The 21,074-nt window shown below is 70.0% G+C and carries 21 protein-coding genes and 1 tRNA gene; 10 read left to right on the top strand and 12 right to left on the bottom strand.

Annotated elements, in window-relative coordinates; genetic code table 11:
- Window positions 1–31: 31 nt before the first annotated feature.
- On the top strand, window positions 32–532 hold the full coding sequence (locus DEJ43_RS20150) for a hypothetical protein (protein ID WP_015035221.1): 501 nt from the start codon (window positions 32–34) through the stop codon (window positions 530–532).
- A gap of 76 nt (window positions 533–608) precedes the next feature.
- On the opposite strand, the gene DEJ43_RS20145 is transcribed toward DEJ43_RS20150, so the two are convergent.
- Window positions 609–1,283: a pentapeptide repeat-containing protein gene (locus DEJ43_RS20145; protein ID WP_015035220.1), complete on the bottom strand. Its 675-nt coding sequence runs from the start codon at window positions 1,281–1,283 to the stop codon at window positions 609–611.
- Between the two features lie 110 nt (window positions 1,284–1,393).
- On the opposite strand from DEJ43_RS20145, the gene DEJ43_RS20140 reads away from it, so the two are divergent.
- Window positions 1,394–2,578 (top strand): NAD(P)-binding protein, encoded by a 1,185-nt coding sequence (locus DEJ43_RS20140; protein ID WP_015035219.1) that lies wholly within the window; start codon window positions 1,394–1,396, stop codon window positions 2,576–2,578.
- A 173-nt stretch (window positions 2,579–2,751) separates the two neighbouring features.
- A complete protein-coding gene (locus tag DEJ43_RS20135) occupies window positions 2,752–3,750 on the top strand; it encodes a zinc-binding dehydrogenase (RefSeq protein ID WP_015035218.1) in 999 nt (332 codons plus the stop codon).
- Window positions 3,751–3,783: 33 nt separating this feature from the next.
- Here DEJ43_RS20135 and DEJ43_RS20130 read toward each other — a convergent pair whose 3' ends face one another.
- From DEJ43_RS20130 to DEJ43_RS20115, 4 genes are all read right to left on the bottom strand, one after another.
- Window positions 3,784–4,122, bottom strand: a complete 339-nt coding sequence (locus DEJ43_RS20130; RefSeq protein ID WP_015035217.1) for a hypothetical protein — start codon at window positions 4,120–4,122, stop codon at window positions 3,784–3,786.
- Window positions 4,123–4,131: 9 nt separating this feature from the next.
- Window positions 4,132–4,611, bottom strand: coding sequence for a GNAT family N-acetyltransferase (locus DEJ43_RS20125; RefSeq protein ID WP_015035216.1), 480 nt, complete (start codon window positions 4,609–4,611; stop codon window positions 4,132–4,134).
- Between the two features lie 141 nt (window positions 4,612–4,752).
- Window positions 4,753–5,649, bottom strand: a complete 897-nt coding sequence (locus DEJ43_RS20120; protein WP_015035215.1) for an aminoglycoside phosphotransferase family protein — start codon at window positions 5,647–5,649, stop codon at window positions 4,753–4,755.
- A gap of 9 nt (window positions 5,650–5,658) precedes the next feature.
- Window positions 5,659–6,384 carry a DsbA family protein gene (locus tag DEJ43_RS20115; protein ID WP_015035214.1) on the bottom strand — a complete coding sequence of 242 codons (726 nt, stop codon included), beginning with the start codon at window positions 6,382–6,384 and terminating at the stop codon, window positions 5,659–5,661.
- Between the two features lie 164 nt (window positions 6,385–6,548).
- Between DEJ43_RS20115 and DEJ43_RS20110 the strand changes: the two genes are divergently transcribed.
- A complete protein-coding gene (locus DEJ43_RS20110) occupies window positions 6,549–7,937 on the top strand; it encodes an NAD(P)/FAD-dependent oxidoreductase (RefSeq protein ID WP_015035213.1) in 1,389 nt (462 codons plus the stop codon).
- Between the two features lie 154 nt (window positions 7,938–8,091).
- Here DEJ43_RS20110 and DEJ43_RS20105 read toward each other — a convergent pair whose 3' ends face one another.
- The 5 genes from DEJ43_RS20105 to DEJ43_RS20085 form a co-directional block, all read right to left on the bottom strand.
- A complete protein-coding gene (locus tag DEJ43_RS20105) occupies window positions 8,092–10,188 on the bottom strand; it encodes a restriction endonuclease (RefSeq protein WP_015035212.1) in 2,097 nt (698 codons plus the stop codon).
- Between the two features lie 108 nt (window positions 10,189–10,296).
- On the bottom strand, window positions 10,297–11,775 hold the full coding sequence (locus DEJ43_RS20100; protein WP_015035211.1) for a hypothetical protein: 1,479 nt from the start codon (window positions 11,773–11,775) through the stop codon (window positions 10,297–10,299).
- Window positions 11,776–11,865: 90 nt separating this feature from the next.
- Window positions 11,866–12,159 carry a hypothetical protein gene (locus tag DEJ43_RS20095; protein WP_015035210.1) on the bottom strand — a complete coding sequence of 98 codons (294 nt, stop codon included), beginning with the start codon at window positions 12,157–12,159 and terminating at the stop codon, window positions 11,866–11,868.
- Between the two features lie 113 nt (window positions 12,160–12,272).
- The gene (locus tag DEJ43_RS20090; protein WP_015035209.1) at window positions 12,273–12,986 is read right to left on the bottom strand and encodes an HAD family hydrolase; all 714 of its coding nucleotides are present in this window, start codon (window positions 12,984–12,986) and stop codon (window positions 12,273–12,275) included.
- 71 nt (window positions 12,987–13,057) lie between these two features.
- Window positions 13,058–13,176 (bottom strand) — tRNA-Gly (locus DEJ43_RS20085).
- 139 nt (window positions 13,177–13,315) lie between these two features.
- On the opposite strand from DEJ43_RS20085, the gene DEJ43_RS20080 reads away from it, so the two are divergent.
- The 4 genes from DEJ43_RS20080 to DEJ43_RS20065 all read left to right on the top strand — a co-directional run bounded on the left by DEJ43_RS20080 (window position 13,316) and on the right by DEJ43_RS20065 (window position 17,716).
- The gene (locus tag DEJ43_RS20080) at window positions 13,316–13,762 is read left to right on the top strand and encodes a hypothetical protein (RefSeq protein ID WP_015035208.1); all 447 of its coding nucleotides are present in this window, start codon (window positions 13,316–13,318) and stop codon (window positions 13,760–13,762) included.
- Between the two features lie 1,136 nt (window positions 13,763–14,898).
- Entirely contained in the window at window positions 14,899–16,077 is a 1,179-nt protein-coding gene (locus tag DEJ43_RS20075; RefSeq protein WP_015035207.1) for a Fic family protein, read from the top strand.
- A gap of 80 nt (window positions 16,078–16,157) precedes the next feature.
- Window positions 16,158–16,916, top strand: a complete 759-nt coding sequence (locus DEJ43_RS20070; RefSeq protein WP_015035206.1) for a Fic family protein — start codon at window positions 16,158–16,160, stop codon at window positions 16,914–16,916.
- Window positions 16,917–17,335: 419 nt separating this feature from the next.
- Window positions 17,336–17,716 (top strand): hypothetical protein, encoded by a 381-nt coding sequence (locus DEJ43_RS20065; protein ID WP_015035205.1) that lies wholly within the window; start codon window positions 17,336–17,338, stop codon window positions 17,714–17,716.
- Window positions 17,717–17,743: 27 nt separating this feature from the next.
- Here DEJ43_RS20065 and DEJ43_RS20060 read toward each other — a convergent pair whose 3' ends face one another.
- Both DEJ43_RS20060 and DEJ43_RS20055 read right to left on the bottom strand, forming a co-directional pair.
- A complete protein-coding gene (locus DEJ43_RS20060) occupies window positions 17,744–18,424 on the bottom strand; it encodes a YdcF family protein (RefSeq protein WP_071891433.1) in 681 nt (226 codons plus the stop codon).
- Window positions 18,421–19,215, bottom strand: a complete 795-nt coding sequence (locus DEJ43_RS20055; RefSeq protein ID WP_015035202.1) for a GntR family transcriptional regulator — start codon at window positions 19,213–19,215, stop codon at window positions 18,421–18,423. The genes DEJ43_RS20060 and DEJ43_RS20055 overlap by 4 nt, the downstream gene beginning before the upstream one ends.
- A 153-nt stretch (window positions 19,216–19,368) precedes the next feature.
- Here DEJ43_RS20055 and DEJ43_RS20050 point away from each other — a divergent pair, with 153 nt between their 5' ends.
- Window positions 19,369–19,701: an SCO3933 family regulatory protein gene (locus DEJ43_RS20050; RefSeq protein ID WP_015035201.1), complete on the top strand. Its 333-nt coding sequence runs from the start codon at window positions 19,369–19,371 to the stop codon at window positions 19,699–19,701.
- A 2-nt stretch (window positions 19,702–19,703) separates the two neighbouring features.
- Window positions 19,704–21,050, top strand: a complete 1,347-nt coding sequence (locus DEJ43_RS20045; RefSeq protein WP_015035200.1) for an FtsK/SpoIIIE domain-containing protein — start codon at window positions 19,704–19,706, stop codon at window positions 21,048–21,050.
- Window positions 21,051–21,074 lie beyond the last annotated feature (24 nt).

The raw sequence follows: 21,074 nt of genomic DNA, 5'->3' as shown, positions 1-21,074 counted from the left end.
GCGGGCCCGGCGCCGTGACACCATCGGTTCCGTGCTCGACATCGGCTACTCCCTCTCGCGTCGCTTCCCCGACCCGCCGCAGACCGACTACCGCCGCGCGGACGTCCACGCGCTGCGCCACGACCTGTTCTGCGGGGACGTGTACCTGGCGGACACCGAGGCGGACCGCGAGGTGTCCACAGCCTGGGGATGGGTGCCGGTGCTCGACTTCGCCTGGGCGCTGTGCGACATCGTCGAGCAGCTCGACCAGGACCCGCGCGGCAGCCGCGCCTCCCAGCCGCAGTACGCGGAGCTCGACTTCACCGAGTCCTCGGACCGGATGCTCTTCGAGCGCCGCTTCGGCTGGGTGGACGTCGAGGCCGACTGGATGCCCGGCGACGAGCCACCGGTCACCTTCAGCCACTCCGCGCTGCGCCGCGAGGCCCGCGACTTCCTGCACGACCTGATCGCCGACCTCACGGACATGCACGAGGGCCTCGGCGACAACCCGGCCATCTGGTCCCTCCAGTCCCGCTTCCCCCGCCTGCCGTAGGCCCTCGGCGGCCTCCCTCGCCCCCCCCGTAAGCCTCGGCCGGCCTTCCCCGCCTGCCCGGGAGCCGCCCGCGGCACTACTCCTCCACCCGCACCCCCAGCTGGGCCGCGAGTACCGGAGCCAGGTCGAGGAGCTGCGCCGTGGAGATCACCGCACCCGCGAGGGACTCCACCCCACGGGCGATCTCCAGCCGCTGGACCCCTCTCAGGTCCACGTCCTTCAGCCGCGCCCCGCTGAAGTCCGCCCCGGTCAGGACGCAGTCCACGAACTCCACCCGTTCGAGCACCGCGCCCCCGAAGTCGGGCTCGCTCAGCACACACCCCTCGAAGACGACGTCCTTCAGCTTCGCCGCCCGCAGGTTCAGGTAGTCGCTCTTCCCACCCCGCACCACCACCCTCTCCAGCACCGCCCCGTGCAACTGCGCCCCGCCGAGCCGCGCGTCCACGACCTCCACGTCCCGCAGCTGCGCCCCGGCGAGAACCGTCCCCACGCCCCGCACCCCCGTCAGCACCGAGTCGAGGAACCGCGCCCCCGTCAGCCGCGCCTCGTCGAGCCCGCACTCCCGCAGCGCGCAGTCCAGGAACCGCGCGCCCTCGCCGGACTGCCCCGCGAGGTCGAGCCCGGCCAGTTCGAGACCGTCGTAGTCCCCGTCCGGTGCGATCCCGCCCTCGTACCCCTCCAGGGGCGGAAGCCGCACCTCCGGCCGCCGCGCCCCCGCCACCGCCGCCTTCTTCTTCCGAGTCGTCGCCATGCCCCCATCGTGAGGTACGCCACTGACAACGCCCCCGATGTCACGAACCCGCCTCCCCCATCCGTCCCGGTACGGGACCACTGCACGGTTCGACACGAGGGAGACCGATCATGCGGAAGCTCACGATCATCGGCGGCGGCTTCGCCGGACTCACGGCGGCCATCACCGCAGCCGAGGCCGGAACCAAGGTGACCCTGCACGAGGCGCACCGGACGCTCGGCGGCCGGGCCCGTACCGCCGAGGGCACGTACCTCACCAACGACGGCCCGCACGCCCTCTACTCCGGCGGCCCCCACTGGACCTGGCTCAAGCAGCGCGGCCTCCTCGGACCGCTCGCCCCACTGCCCGTCGCCGAGTCCCTGCGGCTCCGCTTCCACCGCGCCGGGGCGCTGCGTCGCACTCCGCCGCTCGGCCTGCTGCGGCAGTCCCTCCGTACCCCCGAACAGGCCCCCGTGGACCAGGACTTCCTCAGCTGGGCCACCGGGCTGGTGGGCGAGCGGGCCGCGCGGGAGGCCGCCGCGTACTCGGCGGTCGCGCTCTTCCACCACGACCCGGGCGCGCTCTCCGCCCGCTTCGTGCAGGAACGCCTCCACCGGTCCGCCGCCCTGCCGCCCGAGGCGCACTACGTGCGGGGCGGCTGGGGGCAGTTGATCGAGCGGATGGCCGCGCGGGCCTGGGAGACGGGCGTACGGATCGAGACCTCGTCCCGCGTCGAAAGCCTGCCGCTCGGCGAGGGACCGGTGGTCGTCGCCACGGCCCTGCCCGCCGCCGCCCGGCTCCTCGACGACCCGTCGCTGACCTGGGACAGCGGCCGTACGGTCCTTTTCGACCTGGCGGTACGCACCCGGAAGGGCGATCCGTTCGTGATCTCGGACCTGGACGCACCGGGCTGGGTCGAACGGTTCACGGCCCAGGACCCGTCGCTGGCCCCGGCCGGGCAGCAGCTCGTCCAGGCCCAACTGCCCATCGGCCCGGGCGAGACGAAGGCGGACGGGGTGGCCCACGCGGAACGGCTCCTCGACATCGGCTTCCCGGGCTGGCGCGAGCGGACCGTGTGGCGACGCGAGAGCGTGTCCCAGGGGCGGACGGGGGCGGTGGACCGGCCGGGAACGACCTGGCGCGACCGGCCGGCCGTCGACCGGGGCGACGGGGTGTACCTGGTGGGCGACCAGGTGGCGGCGCCCGGCGTGCTGTCGGAGGTGTCGTTCACGAGCGCGGTCGAGGCGGTGTCGCTGGCGCTGCGCTCGGAGCGGCACCTGGACTTCGGACAGGGCCTTGACCTCAAGCGCGCTTGAGGTCGGAGGCTGTTCTTCGTCGCACACGGCACGGTCGGGGTCGCACCACGGCCCGCCGTCCGCGACCACGGACACCGACCGGCGGGACCCGCGACCGGCGACCGGCGACCCGACACTCACGACCGGCGACCCGCCCCTCACGACCCACCGACCTCACGAAGAACGGGGACCTCATGCACGCCATCCGCCTCCACGCCTTCGGCCCCGCCGAGAACCTCACGTACGAGGAGACCCCCGACCCCGTACCGGGCCCCGGCCAGGTCCGCATCAAGGTCGCGGCCGCCGGCGTGCACGTCCTCGACACCTCGCTCCGCGAAGGCATGACCGGCCCCTTCCCGGCCCCCGCCGAACTCCCCACCGTCCCGGGCCGCGAGGTTGCCGGAACCGTCGACGCCCTCGGCGAGGGCACCGACCCGGCCTGGCTCGGCAAGCGGGTCGTCGCCCACCTCGGCATGGCCCCCGGCGGCTACGCCGAACTCGCCGTCACCGACGCCGCCCGCCTCCACGCCCTGCCCGACCACCTCGGCGAGGCGGAGGCCGTCGCGATGATCGGCACCGGCCGCACCACCCTCGGCATCCTGCAGTTCACCGAGCTCGGCCCCGACTCCGTGGCGATCGTCCCGGCGGCGGCCGGCGGCATCGGCACCCTGCTCGTCCAGTACGCCAAGAACGCCGGAGCCACCGTCATCGGCCTCGCCGGCGGCTCGGCGAAGGTCGCCCTCGTCGAGGCGAACGGCGCCGACCTCGCCGTCGACTACACGCTCGCCGACTGGCCGGAGAAGGTCCGCGCCCACCTGGGCGGACGCGCCGCCACCGTCGTGTTCGACTCGGTCGGCGGCGACACCGCGCGCGCCGCCGTCGACCTCCTGGGCAAGGGCGGTCAGCACCTGGTGTTCGGCTGGGCGGGCGCGGGCCTGCACGACGGCGAACCCCTCACCTACCCGGCCGAGGAACTCGCCGCGCGCGGCATCACCTCGGAGTCCGTCCTCGGCCCCGTGATGCTCCAGAAGGCGGGCGGCGACATCCGCCCCCTGGAACTCGCCGCCCTCGACGCGGCGGCCACCGGCGCCCTCCGCCCGGCGGTCCACCGCTTCCCCCTGGCGAACGCGGCGGGCGCCCACCGCGCCCTGGAAACCCGGGCGACGACGGGCAAGGTGGTCCTGATCCCCTGAGCCCAGGACGGACCCACCAGGCCAGAGCGGCCCTCAGACCGCCCCGACCACATCCCAGGAGTGCGCCTTGAACTCCTTGAGGAAGTCGGGGTGGTCCTCCCACATCCGGGCGACGGAACGCAGCACGTCCCAGTTGTGCTCCAGCGCCTGGTCCACGATCTGCCGCAGCTCCGGCGCCGACTCCCGCTTCTCGACGAGCCCGTTGACGGCGGACGCCGCCTGCACGGTGTAGCGCGTGGCGCGCAGCGCCCGAGAGGTGTCGTCCATGCCGAACCCGTGGTCACTCCCGTTCGCCGGGTCGAAAAGCGGCGTCAGCCGCGCCTCGATGAACGCCGTGATCCGCTGAAACCGCTGCTCGATGTCCGTATCCATGCCTCTTTACTACACCCCCGCCCCACCCAGCTCCGCCAGCGCCCCGTCCGTCAGCCGGTAGACCGTCCACTCGTCCTGCGGGCGGGCGCCGAGGGACTTGTAGAAGTCGATCGACGGGGTGTTCCAGTTCAGGACGGACCACTCCAGGCGCTCGTAGCCGCGCTCGACGCAGATCCGGGCCAGCTCGGTGAGGAGCGCCTTGCCGTGGCCGCCGCCGCGGGCCTCCGGGCGGACGTACAGGTCCTCCAGGTAGATGCCGTGGACACCGCGCCAGGTCGAGAAGTTGAGGAACCAGAGCGCGAAGCCGACGACCTCGCCGTCCTCCGCCTCGGCGACGTGCGCGTACGCGGCGGGGTGCGCGCCGAAGAGGGCCTCGTGGAGCTGCTCCGGGGTCGTACGGACCTCGTCGAGGGCCTTCTCGTACTCGGCGAGGTCACGGACGAGGGAGTGCATGACGGACACGTCGGCGGGAGTGGCTGTACGGATCATGGCGCAAGCCTGCCCCGGGCGGCCCGGGTCCCGCCAGGACGTTTCGCATGCCGGGCGGCGGCAGGACCCGTCGGGCCCCGTGCCGGGCCATGACGGAGACCGGTCAGGAGTCCCGTGCCGGGCGGCGACGGGAACAGCCCCCTACCCCCGCGCCGCCCGCAGCACCCGTGCCACCGCCACCTGTTCCGCGTCCAGGCGCGGCTCGCCGTCCTCCACGTCCCACAGGCCGTTCTGCAGCACCCGTCCCAGCGTCCACGCCACCGCCCGTCCTCGGTCGCCGACCACCTCCGCGAGCAGGTCGAAGCGCCACAGGAGGTCCGCCGGGTCGGCCGGGTCGAAGCGGTCCATCAGCGCGGGCAGCAGATCGAAGCCGGGGTCGCCGGCGAGCGGCTTCGGGTCGATCGCCAGCCATGGTTCGCGGTCGGCCGCCAGGACGTTGTCCAGGTGCAGGTCCCAGTGGAGGAGCCGGTCGCCCGGTTCGTCCACCACCTCCCGTACCGCCGCCGCACAGTCCCGGAGCACGCCCGCGTCGTCCGCGCCGAGGCGTTCCGCCGCCCCCGGCACGTCCGCGAGCATCCCGGCCGCGATGTCGCCGAGTCCGCGCAGCCCCTCGGGCGCGGGGACGGCGACGAGCCGGGCGAGGAGCTCCGCGACGACCCGCATCGCCTCCCGCGTGTCGGTGACGGAACTCAGCGGACGGGCCTCGTCGAGCCGCTCCAGCAGCATCGTCCCCGTACCGGCGTCGTGGTCCAGGAGGCGGACGACGCCGTCGCCGTCCCAGACGCGCAGTCCGATCGGCTCGCCCTCGGTCTCGTCGTCGAGGATCTGCATCTTCAACGCGGCGCGCGTGCCGTCGGAGTTCCGCACGACGGGCAGGACCAGGGAGGCCATCCCGTACATGGACGGGCCGGTGACCCGCAGTCCCCACCGGTCGACGAACTCCTCGGCGAGGTCCGGCAGTCCGGCGACGAACGCCCGGCCAGCCTCGCCGTTGTACTTCACCTGGGACGCGACGAGTGGTTCCGGTACGTGGATCACTCCACGACCCTAGACGCCGGCTTCGCCCAGCGCCTTCGAGAATTCGGCCGCGTCGTACAGCGCGTGCCCGCCGGGCAGCGCGGCCCCGTCGACGAGGACGGTCGGAGTGCCGCCCACCCCCGAGGACTCGAAGGCCTTCTCGGCGTCGGCGACCCAGCCCCGGTACGTGTCCTCCCGCACCGCCCGGTCGAAGGCGGCGCTCCGCAGCCCCTCCACCTGGTCCGCGATCCGCAGCAGGTGGTCGGCGGAGAAACCGTCCTTCGACTCGCCCGCCGGCTGCGAGGCGAAGAGGGCCGCCTGGAACGCCGCGAACTTCCCCGTCCCCGCGTCGACCGCCGCCCGCAGCGCGTTCGCGGCCCGCGCCGAGGCCGTACCGCCGGTCCTGGCGTCGAGGAAGGACGCGACGACGTACTCGACCTTCAGCGTGCCGGCCGCGGCCTGCTCCGCGAGGACCGTGCCGCCGCTCGCCTCGAACTTCGCGCAGTAGCCGCACCGGGGGTCGACGTACACCGTGACGGTGTGCGGCGCCTTCGTCTCCCCGACGACGATCTTCGTACCGTCCACGGCCGCCGGGAGCCCCGCGAGCACGGCCGTCTGCTCCGCCGGCGCCGCCGGCGCCACGGTCACCGCCGCCGCCGTGGACCCGCCGGAGTCCGAACAGCCCACCGCCGCAAGGCCGATGAGACCGGCCGTGACGGCCGCGGCGACGACGCGCCGAGTCCTGCGTACGGTCATGGGAGGGTCCTTCCGGAGCTACGGAATCCGCACCTTCTGCACCGGTGCGGCGCACCCTCGAACCTAGGCCGGGCCCCGGCCGGGAATCGCCGCCGAAGGACCCGTATCCACAGGACCAACGCCCCGGGTAACCTCCCGCCCACGCACCCGGAAGAGGGATACACATGAGTACGGTCAACGGCGGCATCTCGTTCTGGTACGCGCAGGACGGCGCACCCGACCCCCGCGAACCGCTCCCCGGCGACACCACCGCCGACATCTGCATCGTCGGCGGCGGCTACACCGGCCTGTGGACCGCCTACTACCTCAAGAAGGCCGTCCCCTTCCTGAACATCACCGTCCTGGAGGCGAAGTTCTGCGGGTACGGGGCCTCCGGCCGCAACGGCGGCTGGCTCTACAACGGCATCGCCGGCCGCGACCGCTACGCCAAGCTCCACGGCCACGAGGCCGCCGTCCGCCTCCAGCACGCCATGAACGCCACCGTCACCGAGGTCCTCGACGTCTGCGAGGCCGAGAAGATCGAGGCCGACCAGCACCGCGGCGGCGTCCTCGAAGTCGCCCTCTCCCCCGCGCAGCTCGCCCGCCTCAAGGACTTCCACGCCGCCGAACTCGCCTTCGGCGAGACCGACCGGGAGATGTACGGGGCCCGCGAGACCGCCGAACGCATCCGCGTCACCGGCGCCGTCGGCTCCTCCTGGACCCCGCACGGCGCCCGCCTGCACCCGGTGAAGCTGGTGAAGGGCCTCGCGGCGGCCGTCGAGGCGCTCGGCGTCACCATCCACGAGTCGACCCCGGTCACCGAGATCAAGCCCAAGCACGCCGTCACCCCGTACGGCACGGTCCGCGCCCCGTACATCCTGCGCTGCACCGAGGGCTTCACCGCCTCCCTCGCAGGTCAGCGCCGCACCTGGCTCCCCATGAACTCCTCGATGATCGCCACCGAGCCGCTCAGCGACGCCCAGTGGGAGTCGATCGGCTGGGAGGGCCGCGAGACCCTCGGCGACATGGCGCACGCCTACATGTACGCCCAGCGCACCGCCGACGGCCGCATCGCGCTGGGCGGCCGGGGAGTCCCGTACCGCTTCGGCTCGAAGACGGACAACGACGGCCGCACGCAACCCCAGACGATCGAGGCGCTCCGCGACATCCTGGTCCGCTTCTTCCCCCAGCTGGCGGGGGTACGGGTGGACCACGCCTGGTCCGGTGTCCTCGGCGTCCCCCGCGACTGGTGCGCCACGGTCACCCTCGACCGCTCCACGGGCCTGGGCTGGGCGGGCGGTTACGTCGGCTCGGGCGTCGCCACGGCGAACCTCGCGGCCCGCACCCTGCGCGACCTCATCCAGCAGGACTCGGGCCAGTCGGGCCCGACCGACCTCACCGCCCTCCCGTGGGTGAACCACAAGGTCCGCAAGTGGGAACCGGAGCCGCTGCGCTGGCTGGGGGTGCAGACGATGTACGCGGCCTTCCGGGGCGCGGACCGCCGCGAGGCGGCGGGCCACGCGGCGACGACGGACAGGGTGGCGATCCTGGCGAACCGACTGAGCGGCCGCTGAGGGCCGGGGGGCCGCTGGGGCTGGGGGCCGCTGGGGGCCGCGGCGCCGGCTGGCGGGGGCCGCTGGGGGCCGCGGCGCCGGCCGGCGGGCGCCCTTCGGGCGAGGGCGACCTCCCCGAGGGCGACCTCCCCCAAGGCCCCCGAGGGGCCCCGGCTCACTCCACCTCGATACCGAAGTCCCCCACCAGCTCCTCAAGCCCGCCGCGATACCCCTTCCCCCCGAGGACGAAGTCCCAGTCGCCGCCGGCCCGCCGCCGGAACGACCCGAGGACGAGCGCGGTCTCGCCGGGCCGCCCGTCGGAGACCACCAGCCGGTCGAGCTCCGTGCCGGAGTCGTCGCGCAGCCGGATGCCCGCGTCCGTGAACCCGCCGAGGTCGGCGTCCGGGTTCACCTCGGGGTCGACGGCGGCGACGAGCACGAGCCGGTCGGCGGACGCCGGCAGCGCGTCGAAGCCGACGCGGACGGCCGCCCGGTCGCCGGGCGGCGCGGCGACCATGGCCACGGAACCGTCGGGCGTGGCCGGGTTGTTGAAGAAGACGAACCACTCGTCACCGAGGACCCGCTGCCCGGCGCAGACGAGCGCGCAGACGTCGAGCGCGGCGGACCCGGCCCAGTCCATCCCGAGCAGGTTGAACTCGTCGTCGGCCTCGGAGGTGGGCGCGGCGGAAGCGGCGGCGGGCGTGGGCGCGGGTGCCGTTCCGGGCCCCAGCCGGCCGCGCAGTCCGTGCTGATGGAGCAGGTCGACGAGCTCGGTGCCGGAGATGAGGGTCAGCGGCTTGCCGTTGGCGAAGGTGTACGAGCCGGGCCCGAACCCCGACGTGGTGACGAGGACGCCCTTGTTGGCGCCGGCGCCCTGCACGGTCCCGAAGAGGTCGCGTACGGCGGAGGGCGGCACGGTGTTCCGGTACCGCTTCACCTGGACGAGGATCGACCCGCCGCTGATGGGATCGGGGTCGAGCGCCTCGACGTCCACGCCACCGTCGTTGGACCGCTGGGTGGTGACGGCCTGGAGTCCCCGGGCGCGGAAGAGCTGGGCGACGAGCCCCTCGAACGCGACCGGGTCCATGGCGAGCAGGTCGGGCTCCTCCCCGTCCCCCTGCACGACGACCTCGACGCCGACCTGCTCGGGGGTCCGCAGCGGCGCGACGGCGACCCGCTCGTCGGGCTTGGCGGAGAGCCGCCCGGCGAGCGCGCCGGTGAGGCACTCCACGGCGCCGACGAACTCGAGGTTCAGCCGGTCGAAGACGGCCCGGTCCACGGCGACCGAGGCGACGCAGACGCGCCCGGCGAGCCCGGTGGCGGGATCGACACCGCCGACGTACCCGTTGAGGGTGACGCCCTCCAGGGTGCCGAAGCGATCGGCGGCGAACAGCTCGTGCAGGGCGAGCAGGACGCTCTGGGCGAGCACGTCCCGGTAGAGGGCGCGGCGCTGGGTGACGGGCCGGGGAACCTCCTTCTCCTGGTCGGTGCCCGGGAGGTACTTCACGCCCTTGGCGCCGGGCACGACGTCGTACCCGGGCAGGTCCCAGTCGAGCACGAGCCGGCGGCCGCTCCGCTCGTACGCGGCGGACACCTCGCGGGGGAAGCCCTCGGGCCACGCGGTGGAGGCGAAGAGCACGGCGGAGAAGAACTCGACGACGGTCTCGGCGGCACCGTCACGCAGGGCGGCCTCGGTCCCGGCGAGCCCCTGGTTGTGCGCGCGTATCTCCGCGCGCCGGGCGGCCGCCCACTCGTCGTACGCCCTCCGGTAGGCGCCCAGCTGCTCGACGCGGCGGGCCTCGGCGGCCTGGGCGGCGTACCAGTCCCGCTCGAACCGGGCCCGGGCGTCCTGCTCGGCCTGCGCGCGCCCGGCGGCGGTCCAGGCGTTCTCGGGCTGGTAGAACCGCTGATCGGGCATGGGTACGGGCTCCCCCAGGGGGCCCGGCGAGAACGGCTCGATGTCCTCCGCCTGCCGCAGGGACCCGACGTCGAAGACGGCGCCCCGGCACCCGGCCGCCAACAGCCCCTCCAGGACCGCGACCCGCTCGTCCAGCTCCTGGGTCCGCCGCGCGGCATCGGCCTCCCGCCGCTGCCGGTAGGCGGCCTTCTGCTCCCGCTGCATCCGGGCCACATCGCGCTCGTACGCCCGCTGCACCCGCTCCGCGTCCCGCTGCTGCCGCAGCACGGCCTGGTGCTGCCCCTCACGCTGCCGCTGCGCCACCCGCTGCTGCTCGGCCCACACACCGATCAGCCCACCGGAACGCCGACTCATCAGCCCCACCCCTCCCACAGACGTACACCCCCAGCAACGCACAATTGTCCAGGAGCCCCGCGATCCGGAACGCGGGAACCCGAGAACCCGGAGGCCCTGGGACTCGGCTCAGGACTGCGCCTGCTTCAGCAACCCCTTGACGGAGACCTCCGCGTTGACGGAGACCGAGCCGAGGCCGTACCGGTCGGCCTCCCTGTCCACCTCGTTCTCGTCCAGCGCCTCGTAGATGTCGTAGATCGACTCGGTCTTCTTGTGCTTCTTGAAGTTGAACGAGGAGATGAAGACGTTGGGCTCCTCCTCCGGAGACCAGAACGTCGCCACGTAACGCGGCTTGCGCGTCAGGTTGATCAGGCTCGTGTTGTAGCGCACCCGACCGTGGTAGACGACGTGCTCACCGCACTTGTCGGGCGGGCAGTAGTACCTGCCTTCCGACTCCATCCAGGAGAGCTTCTCGTAATAGAACTCGTCGGCCAGCTTCCCCCGGTCCTGCCTCAGGAAGGTGAACCGGAGAAGGGCGTTCAGCGTCTCGTACGCCGTGTCCTTGGGGAGAGTCACGATCCGCTCCATCTTGTACTCCTCCCCGGCGTCCAGCGTCGATCCGGGGCCCTGGAACTGCCCGGACGCGACGATCTCGCTTTCGGTCCCGCTCACGAAGGCCTGCGCGTCGGGCAACCACCAGCCGCCGTCCTCGTCGCCCTTCCATTCCTTCACCCCGGCACCCGACTTGGCGAACGCCGACCGGACCCCGAAGACCGTGTAGTCGTCGACGACGATGTACACCGGAATCCCACCGGCGTTCCTCGCGTAGAGCTTGAGGGGGACGTGGATGTACGGCGAACCGGCGTCCGTCTGCGGCGTCCCGAACTCCGCCCGCATGACGAAGTGCAAGGGCGCGGCGATCGGCTGGTAGAGGATCGAGTACCCGAGACTGACCGCCGTCAGGACCGCCGTGACGGTCACCCCCGCCGCGAACTTCCGGGGGTGCGGAATCCCCCTCCACACCTTCTCCCTGATCAGCAGATGCAGCGCCCACAGCGACCACAGCCACAAGGCGAGGTAGAGCAGCGCCACGGCGATGATCTCGTGCTCCTGCAGCCACAGGAAGAGCAGCAGGGTCGAGGTGGCCAGCGCCATGAGCACGCCGAGCAGGACCAGCGCTCCGGAGAACCGGACCTGCCCCCGGCCCCAGTGGTCGACGACCGCGGGCAGCGCGGCCGCCTGCACCAGACCCGCCAGCAGGAACAGCATCCCGACGAGCCGCTGCGCGAACGTCAGCGCGTCCAGGGCGTCGGCCCAGCCGATGACCAGGTGCAGCCCCACGGAGGCGAGCAGCCCGGCGAGCATGAACCCGATGACCAGACGCCGCCGGCGGCCCCGCTCGTCGGGCCAGACACCGCTGTCGCCGCCCCGCCAGTGCACGCAGGCGTGGTCGTCGAGGTCCATGTCGTCGGGGTACCCGAGGCCGCGGAGCACCTTGCGCAACTCGCGGAGGGACCAGGCGCTGCCCACCGTCTCACCGAGAATCGTGATCCGACGCAGCCCGTGCCGGTCAGGTGGCTCGACGACCACCCAAGGTCGTATGCCCATGCCCCCCACCCTCGACCCGCCACCCGCCATGTGCACGCCCAACTGCTGCGTCCGGCTGAACGCCGAGGGGGCGCGGGACTACGGCGGGTGTCAGCGCACGACGACGTTGTGGGCCGGAATGATCGTGGGCTGAAGGTCGGCGTGGCCGAGGTCGGCCAGGATCGGGCCGAAGGTCTTCGCGTGCGCTTCGAGCGCCTCCGCGCTCTCCCAGACCTCGGTCACCCGGAACCCGCCGTCGACCGGCCCGGCCGCATGAGAGACGAGACCGGGGTCCCCCACGTCCGCGAACCGCGCGAAGCCCCGCCCGTCGGTCACGCGCGCGATGACCGCGTCGTACAGCTCCTGTCCGGCGCCGGGAAGGTCGAAGGTGACGATGATGGCCATGCGGAAAGCCCTTCTCTCGGCCCACCGCGTGAGCGCGGCAGCGCCCGCCCGATCCTAGCGGCAGGCGACCGTACGAGTGCGGAGAGTGACGACGGGTGGGGACAGCGGGGCTGCTACGGGCGGGGCAGCCGCTCCGGGGCGGCCCCGAGTGCCTCCGCGACGGACTGCAGATCGGCCGTGACCGCGTCGGCCCGCGCCTCGGCGAACAGGGCAGCCTTGTGGGGCTCGTTGGCGTAGCCGATCACCGTGGCGCCTGCCGCACGGGCCGCCTGGACGTCCGCGAGCGAGTCGCCGATCAGGGTGCAGCTCGTGATGTCGATGTGCATCCGCTCCGCCGCCGTGATGAGCGGGAACGGGTTCGGCTTCATCAGGTGCGGCTGCTCGGCGGGGCGGCCCACGATCTGCGTGACGTACTCCTCCAGGCCGTGCAGCTCCAGGAAGGCGCGCACGGACTCGGCGGAGTTGTTGCTCACCACGGCCACGCCCCGGCCCGCCGCCCGGGCGGCCCGAAGGGACGCCACCGCCCCGTGGGGCGGCTCGCCGGCCACCGCGACGGCCCGGACCTCGGCCGCCGTCAGCGCCCGCTCGACCTTCTGGCCGAGCTCGGTGTCGGCCTCGTGCGCGATGCGCAGGACGTCGAGGGGGTCGTCCGTCCCGGCGGCCTTCGTACCGGCCGCCGCGTCCTGCGCGGAGAGCAGCGCGGTCAACTCGTCCGCCACCTCGGACGCCGGCAGTCCCGCGAACACGTCGCACAAGGGGCCGTCGAAGTCGAAGAGGATGACACGAGCGTTCGCCAGGGTCTCGGTGAGCGGGTCGGCGTGCGTCACGATCGATGTCCCTTCCGATGGTTCCTGGGACGAGACGCTGTCGAATCACACGCGGGGGCGCAAATCGGTTGCGGTACCGACGGGATTCGAACCCGTGGACAGATGGGAGCAGGCCCGCCCCGTCTCCGTCAGTCGCCGTGGGAGGGACCTCGCCCACGTCGCTTGCAATGGGCCGCTCTGCCACGGCACCGCAACCTACGGGAACGCGCGCACTCCCGCTGCGCCTCAGCGTAGGGCCACCCTCCCCCACGGACGAACCCTTATCCGACAGGCTAGACGCCAGGACCGCGCGACGGCGGCTGCCCCGGGCCTGGCGGAGAATGGCACTCATGTGCGCCCTTTCCGACCCCCCGGAGCCTCGCCGCGTCTCGCCGGGCGAGTACCCGGCGTGGGACCAGGCTCTCGCCCTCCTGAACCGGGACCTGGCGGTGACGCTCCCCCAGCTGGAACCCCTGCAACTGCTGGCCCTCCCGTCCTACGACGCGGACGAGCCGGAGAACGTCTACGTCGCCATGGCCAACGGCGAGTGGCAGGGCAACTATTTGGACCCGACGTCACAGGACACCCTCGCCTCCGCACTGGCAAGCGTCGCCGACGCCGCGCAGGAGACGGTCATGGAACTCCAGTGGCAGGCATGGCCCCTGTGCCCCGAACACGGCCTGGGCATGCACCCAAGGGAGAACCCAGAAGAGCAACTGTCCTGGTGGTGCGCAGGCCCCCGCCCACCCCGAGGCCCAGCCCACATCCACGCGCCCGTGGGCGCCCTGCGCTCGTAGCCACCCTCGCCCGACCGCCCCCGTTGATGTCACCCGTAGATGTCGAAGACCCCCAACCAAGATCGGCTGGGGGTCTTCGCGTGTCCCACCTGGAGCCCCCTGTCGGGTTCGAACCGACGACCCCCGCTTTACAAGAGAGGGAGTGTGAGCCACCGCCTGACCTGCACGAACGCTGCGAGAGCTGATCGATGCTCCAGGGCCCGAGAGCGCCCCTCGTTCCCTGTGGTTCCCCGCCTGATCTGGCACGGATGGGGCACGGTCTCCGCCGTTGTCTGTCAGTGCCCCGGGGTAGCGTCCACGTGCGCGCGGTCGGCTTCCGAGATGTCCCGCTCTCTAGTGCAGCTGCATCCCTGGCTCTGTCCAGGGGCGGCCCGGTGCAAGCCCGGGACCCAACCGACGGCCAGACTCCGCCGATGGCCAAGAGTGCCCTGCCAGCGCCGGCGGCGCTCGAACGGAACTGCTGCTTGCTGTGGGGCACCATCGCAGCAACGAAGCTGGCAGCTTCAGCACGACGAGGCAAACAAAGACTGCAGTGCGTTGCCACGAGCCAGGGGCGCTGCAACACAGCTGGGGTCTGCCCTGCTGTGCAGCCACAGCGGGGGCGGTTCTGTTGCTGTGGGGCACCATCGCAGCAACGAAGCTGGCAGCTTCAGCACGACGAGGCAAACAAAGACTGCAGTGCGTTGCCACGAGCCAGGGGCGCTGCAACACAGCTGGGGTCTGCCCTGCTGTGCAGCCACAGCGGGGGCGGTTCTGTTGCTGTGGGGCACCATCGCAGCAACGAAGCTGGCAGCTTCAGCACGACGAGGCAAACAAAGACTGCAGTGCGTTGCCACGAGCCAGGGGCGCTGCAACACAGCTGGGGTCTGCCCTGCTGTGCAGCCACAGCGGGGGCGGTTCTGTTGCTGTGGGGCACCATCGCAGCAACGAAGCTGGCAGCTTCAGCACGACGAGGCAAACAAAGACTGCAGTGCGTTGCCACGAGCCAGGGGCGCTGCAACACAGCTGGGGTCTGCCCTGCTGTGCAGCCACAGTGGGGGCGGTTCTGTTGCTGTGGGGCACCATCGCAGCAACGAGGCTGGCAACTGACGCAAACGCGCCAACGAAAACATGCGTTCTGTTGTATGTTACGCACCATGGAAGCCGAGCGATTCAAGCAGACACCCTTCGGTCAGGTAGCTAAGCGCCCGGGCGATAAGTGGGCATTCACTTACTACCAGCCATCAGTCATCCCTCGGAAAATCGATCTCGACGCCAGCACTGTACTTGCATTGTCCGAAGCGGATAGCGCTCTGGGTCTGCTGAATGGATTGGCTCAGCTAATTACTGACCCGCAGGTGCTTCTGGGGCCTTTCATTACGACTGAGGCGCTGGCTAGCTCGCGAATTGAGGGAACTAAAGCATCCCTTTCAGAGGTTCTGCAGGCGGAGGAATCGGTCGAGGAAAAGAAGAGTGACGACGTAGCGGAGGTAGAGCGCTACCTAGCCGCCACCTATAAGGGCCTTGAGCTCGTCAAGACTCTTCCGATCAGCCAGAGGTTGATAAAGTCCATCCATGACACTCTAATGAGAGGTGTTCGCGGTGAGGAGCGAATGCCTGGGGAGTTCAGATCTACGCCAGTTTGGGTCGGCGCAGCAGATGACACTCCAGATACAGCGCGGTTTGTCCCTCCCTTGCCTGAAAAACTGCCAGATTTGTTGGGCGACTGGGAGGACTACGTCAACAACGCCAATCGAGTTCCCACGCTAGTGAAGTGTGGGCTCATGCACTATCAGTTTGAAACAATTCACCCATTCCTGGATGGCAATGGTCGAATTGGCAGGCTTCTGGTAGGCCTGCTTTTGCTCCAGGAGGGGCGACTCCACGCCCCACTCCTTTATTTGTCGGGATATCTCGAAACTCACAGAAGAGAGTATTACGAGAGGCTGCAGGCAGTCCGCGAGGAGGGGGAGATTCAGCAGTGGCTGCAATTCTTCCTTGTGGCGGTTCGTCGCCAGTCAGAAGATGCTGTAGCACGCGCAAGTGGCCTAGTAAAGCTTCGCGAGCAGTACTACCGGGACAGCCAGATGGACCGATCTCGAGTCGCCGCCTTGATCCCCATGATGTTCAGCAACCCATTCCTGCATGTACGGCGAGTGCAAAGGGATCTTGGAGTAACGGCTCAGGGCGCACGAAACCTGCTGGAACGAGCCTCTGAAAAATATCAGTGGCTCGATCAAGTCGGAACGGTGGGGCGAGGCGGTATGACTCTTTGGGTCGCTACCGAGATTTTCTCCATCATCGACGGGCCGACCTCTTACACTCGCGAGGCATAGAAAGGTTCGCAAGCCTGCACAGGTCAGAGCGACTGTGCGGATATCCGGTACCTGTAAACCTACGCCTTCGGAGTTGGTCTATGACTAAGGGTGTAATTCCACTGACGCTCGATGAAGTGATCAGGGTTCGCAAGTCGATGTTCGAAATGAAGATCGGGTCCCGGGAATTCGGCAACGATCTCCCCCTCTACCCTGAGAAGCTGCAGTCTGCGGTGGCTCGCCAGGTTGCCGGGTACGGGGACTTCTTGAAGTATCGAAAACTTGAAGGCGTGGCTGCGACCTTGTTTTTTGGTCTTGCCTGCAGTCATTCCTTTGATAATGGAAATAAGCGCACCGCTCTTGTCTCTACACTGGTGCTCTTGGAAAAGAATCGCGCATCTCTGGGGGAGGCAACGGAAGACGATCTCTACTTGCTCGCTACCGACGTTGCGAATCATAAGCAAGCGACGCGCTTCCCGAAGGTAGACCCGGATTCCGTGGTAGACGAGGTGGCTAGGTGGTTTAGGCCGCGAATCCGCGACAGTAGAGCGGGTTACAGGCCGATGAAGACGGGGGATTTTTTGAAGTCTCTGAAGGCGCTCGGATGCGACATCAGTTCTCCCGACAGAAGCTGGGTCCGGGTAACTCCCCCCGAGTCTAGTGAGGGACGTGTGGCTAAGGTGGCCTACGGTGGCGATGGCAGAGAGCTCTCCGCAGATTACATCCGCGGGATCCGACAGCAGCTCGGCCTCTCCCTGGCAGATGGTGTAGACGAGGCTGCCTTCTTCGATCTTGAGCCTGCAGTGGACCGGTTCGTAAATGAGTATCGCAGTGTGCTAGATCGCCTGGCAGACGCATAACAGGCCGGTGGAGCGGCTTTGGGCTGGAGCTGCTTTGGGGCGAGTGATCATGGCCCCGTAAGCTTCCGGCGCGTCGGGCAGTCTGTGGACCTGCCCGGTAAAGCACGACGTTGGGGCCATGATCTTAGAGGCTCGCCCCAAAGTGGCTGCCTAAAGCCGTGGAGCCGACCGCCCCAGCCACAGAGGGGTTCACCACCCATCAACCCGAGCTGACAAGCGTGCGGCCGGCGGCCGGGCTGGAGTGGGGCGGAGACAGGAGCGCAGGCCCGGGCGACGGGCCGCGCGCGCCGCGCCGTGCGCGGCGGGTGCCTTGATGAGGTAGAGAAATCTGTAACACCTACCTCGACTGTGCCCGCTAGGACCTGTCCGGCCGATCAAGGTCGCGTTCCATCGGGCAGGATGCCCTGGTGAATGCCTCAATGACCATGGCGGATGCCCTGAAGCGCGAGAACCCCTGGACGCCCGCTCACCAAGCGGTGGAGTTGAGCGAGCACGCCACGCTCACGCGCGTCCTCGACGAGGGGGCCGACGCTGACGAGGTCTGCTGCCGGATGAATCTGCTGATGCATGCCATCGACACAGAAGTCGACGTCGCCAACCAGTCGGGGGAGCCGATAGACAGTGCACTGACCGCGGTCCTCCTGGCGTACGGTGCTGATCCGCATCTCGCGGTCAACGGCGAAACTGCCTACGACTGGGCCAGCGAGCTCCGCCACGACATGGCGATCAGGCTGATGGATCGGTTCAGCACCCGCCAGGCCAAGTTGAAAGCCCGGTTCAGAAGCATTCGCCGACGGTAGCTTCTGCCGATGATCGCCGGTCAGTTCCTAGGTGTAGGGCCTGAGAGTGTTGCCCTCGCTGTCCCGCAGCAGGCGGCTTGTGTACCCGGCCGTGGAGAGGCGATCGTACGCGTCGAGCACGTCGTCTGGGACCTGCTGACTGATCATGAAGCCCTGTGCCGGGTAGACCAGCAATCGCTGGAGGGCGCCCACGAGCATGTCGATGACCAAGCGGGCGTCTCCGATGGAGTCGACGTACTCCCGGAGGGTCATCGGACTTGAAGCGCTGACGACCTCGACGTCCGGCCAGAGCTTCCGTGCCGTGGCGTACGACCTTCGTTCCTCATACGGCTTGCTGATCAGCAGGATGGAGGTAACGGCAATCCCGGCGTCGGTCAGGAGGTCCTGGGAGAAGCGGATGTTCTCGCCCGTGTTCCGGGCCCGCGGCTCCACCATCACGGCTGAGGCGGGCACACCCAGCTCGATCGCTCGCTCCTTGTAGTGCACGGCTTCGCCGCGGGGCATGCGTTCGCGTGTGGTCGGGCTGGTCGCCCCGGTGAACACGAGAAGCGGGGCCATGCCGCGCTTGTACAGATCGACTGCTACATCGGCCACTCCCAGGTCGTGGCTGCCGAGTCCGATCGCCACCGAGCAGGCTCGGGGCGTGTGGCCCATCTGGTGGTAGTCCCACAGACGCTGCGCGTCGGCCCAGTCCTGGGTTGAGATCACTGCTGGTCGTTCCTGTCCTTTGCCGAGTCCGGAACCTTGAAGTCGTACTCCCACGCGAAGCGGGAAGCGGCATGGATGCCGACGGCGAACTCGACCACGGTGCCGTCAGCCGTGTACGTCGTCCGGTGCAGCTCGACCACGGGTTCACCCGGCGGGAGCTGGAGGAGTTTCACCTCGTCCGCCGTCGGGGTGCGGGCGAAGAGCGATTCCTTCATGTGGTCGATCTCGTACCCGGCGTCGTACAGAACACGGAAACCGCCACCCTTGCCGGCCGGGCCGGGCGTGGGGTCGACGAGACGCGTCCCCTCGACGTGTTCGGGCCGGTAGTAGCTGGTCAGGGTGTGCGTCGGCTGGTCGCCCTCCTTCACGAGGCGGGCTCGGGCATAGACCGGGGCCCCTACGTCCAGCCCATGGGCGGCTGCCACTGCGGGAGGGGCGTCGACCAGGCTGACGCTCTGCGTCTGTTCATTGCGGCGGTACGCGCGGCCTGAGGCAACTCGGTCCGCGATGAAGGCGACTTCGTCGCCGTCTCGCCACTTGGCCTTGTCGTACCGCGCGGTGCCGAGCCGCTTGAGCGGGACTTGCTGGCGGACCACGGTTCCGTGTCCACGGGTCGAGGTGACCAGGCCTTCCGCTTCGAGAGCCTTGTACGCCGCGTGAACGGTGGCCTTGGAGCCCTCGCCCTCTTCCACCAACTGCCTGATCTGCGGCAACTGCTTCCCGGGCTCGTACTCGCCGCTCCTGATCCGCTCGGCCAATCTGTCGGCCAGCTCCCGCCACTTGGGCGCCATCTCGTACCCCTCTCGACAAGAGCAAGTCTCACACAGTCCTAGGACTGTTGACAGTCCTAGGACTACGGGCCACTATCTACTCAGTCGCTCGCAGTCCTAGGACAGCGAGTTGGCAGTTCCCATTCGGGCTGCCCAACAACGTAGGGAGTGCTCATGCCGTCCTTCAAGATCGACACGTCGACCGCCGTGGTGTTCGTGGCCACGGCCCCCGCGCCGAAGCTTGTCAGCAAGCAGACCGGTGAGCGTGCCGTGGACCGGGAGACCGGTGCCGGGCTGTCCACGGTGGGGCTGCTGATCTCGGACGAGGGGGAGGGCAACCTCTACCAGGTGACCGTGCCGGAGACCGGTCTCCCCGACGGGCTCGCGCCGGGCATGCCGGTGTCGGTCATCGGGCTCAAGGCGCGGGACTGGGAGAACACGTTCAACGGCCAGACGCGTCACGGCATCTCGTTCCGCGCCGTCGCGGTCACCCCGATGGGTGTCTGACCATGACCGACGTTTCGACCTTATGGGAGGTCGGCCTCCCGCTCGTCGGAACCGCTGGCGGTCTCGGATACGCGAAGGTGCGTGCGCCTCGGGTGTTCTGGTCGCTGGCGGGTCTGCCGGTGACGACAGTGCGGTTCGCGGTGAACTACCGCACGACGATGGACGTGTGCGGGCTGACGGTGCAGCCGTCCCGCCTGCGGGCGTTCATGGTCCGTAACATCGCCCGCCGCCCCGACGTCCAGCCCGTTCCGCCGATGGTTCGCCGGGTGCGGGGCACGTCGACCGGCTTGCGGGTCACGCTCCGTCTTCCGGCCGGTCTGGAGCCCGCCGACGTGGCCGCGGCCTCCGAACGCCTGCGACACGCCTGGGGCGTCCACTCCGTGAATGTCGTTGAGACGAAGCCGGGGTTCGTGGAGCTGCGGATGACCGGCTACGACGTCCTCAAGAAGGTTCGGATGCCCCGCCAGCAGCTGTCCGGGCCGATGGTGGTGCCGGTCGCGCTGCGGGAGGACGGGACCGCTTTCGTACGGGACTACTTGAAGGTCCCGCACGCGCTAACGCTCGGCGCGAACCAGTCCGGCAAGTCCATGTATCAGCGCAACCTGGTCGCCGGGCTCGCCCGGCTGCCGGTCGCCCTGGTCGGGATCGACTGCAAGCGTGGTGTCGAGCATCGCGGGTACGCGCCCCGCCTCTCGGCCCTCGCGATCACCCCAGAGGAAGCCGACGGCCTCCTCGACGGTCTCGTCGGGGAGATGGAAGAGCGCTTCGACCTCCTCGCCGACCACGGCGTCGCCGACATCTGGGCCCTGCCCGAGTACCTGCGGCCGGTGCCGGTCGTGGTGCTCGTCGACGAGGTGGCGGAGCTGTTCCTCGTCGCGACGAAGAAGGATGAGGAACGCCGGGACCGGATGGTCACCCAGCTCATCCGACTCGGACAGTTGGCCCGGGCCGCCGGCATCTACCTGGAGGTGTGCGGGCAGCGCTTCGGCTCTGACCTCGGCAAGGGCGCCACCGCCCTGCGCGCCCAGCTCACCGGCCGGACCGTGCACCGCGTCAACGACAAGCAGACCGCCGAGATGGGCGTCGGCGACATCGCCCCGGACGCCGTGGCCACCGTGCTGGCGCTCCCGCCGGACCGGCCCGGTATCGCGGTGGCCGGTGACACCTCCGGCGGCTGGTCCCGCATCCGTACCCCCGAGCTCACCGCCGCCGAAGCGGCCGCGATCTGCACCGCGCACGCCCACCTCACCCCGGACCTGCCCGGCCTCGCGGCCTACCGCCCTGCCATCCCGGCCGGTGCCGCTCCGGCATCGGTCCCGCTGGTGAACCCGAGTCCGGCCACCGCATAGCTCTCCGCCCCCTCGGTCGGCGTG

The sequence above is a fragment of the Streptomyces venezuelae ATCC 10712 genome, assembly GCF_008639165.1.
GTDB lineage: Bacteria > Actinomycetota > Actinomycetes > Streptomycetales > Streptomycetaceae > Streptomyces > Streptomyces venezuelae.
Note: the sequence above shows the minus strand (reverse complement) of the source record. Positions and strands in the feature narration are given on the sequence as shown.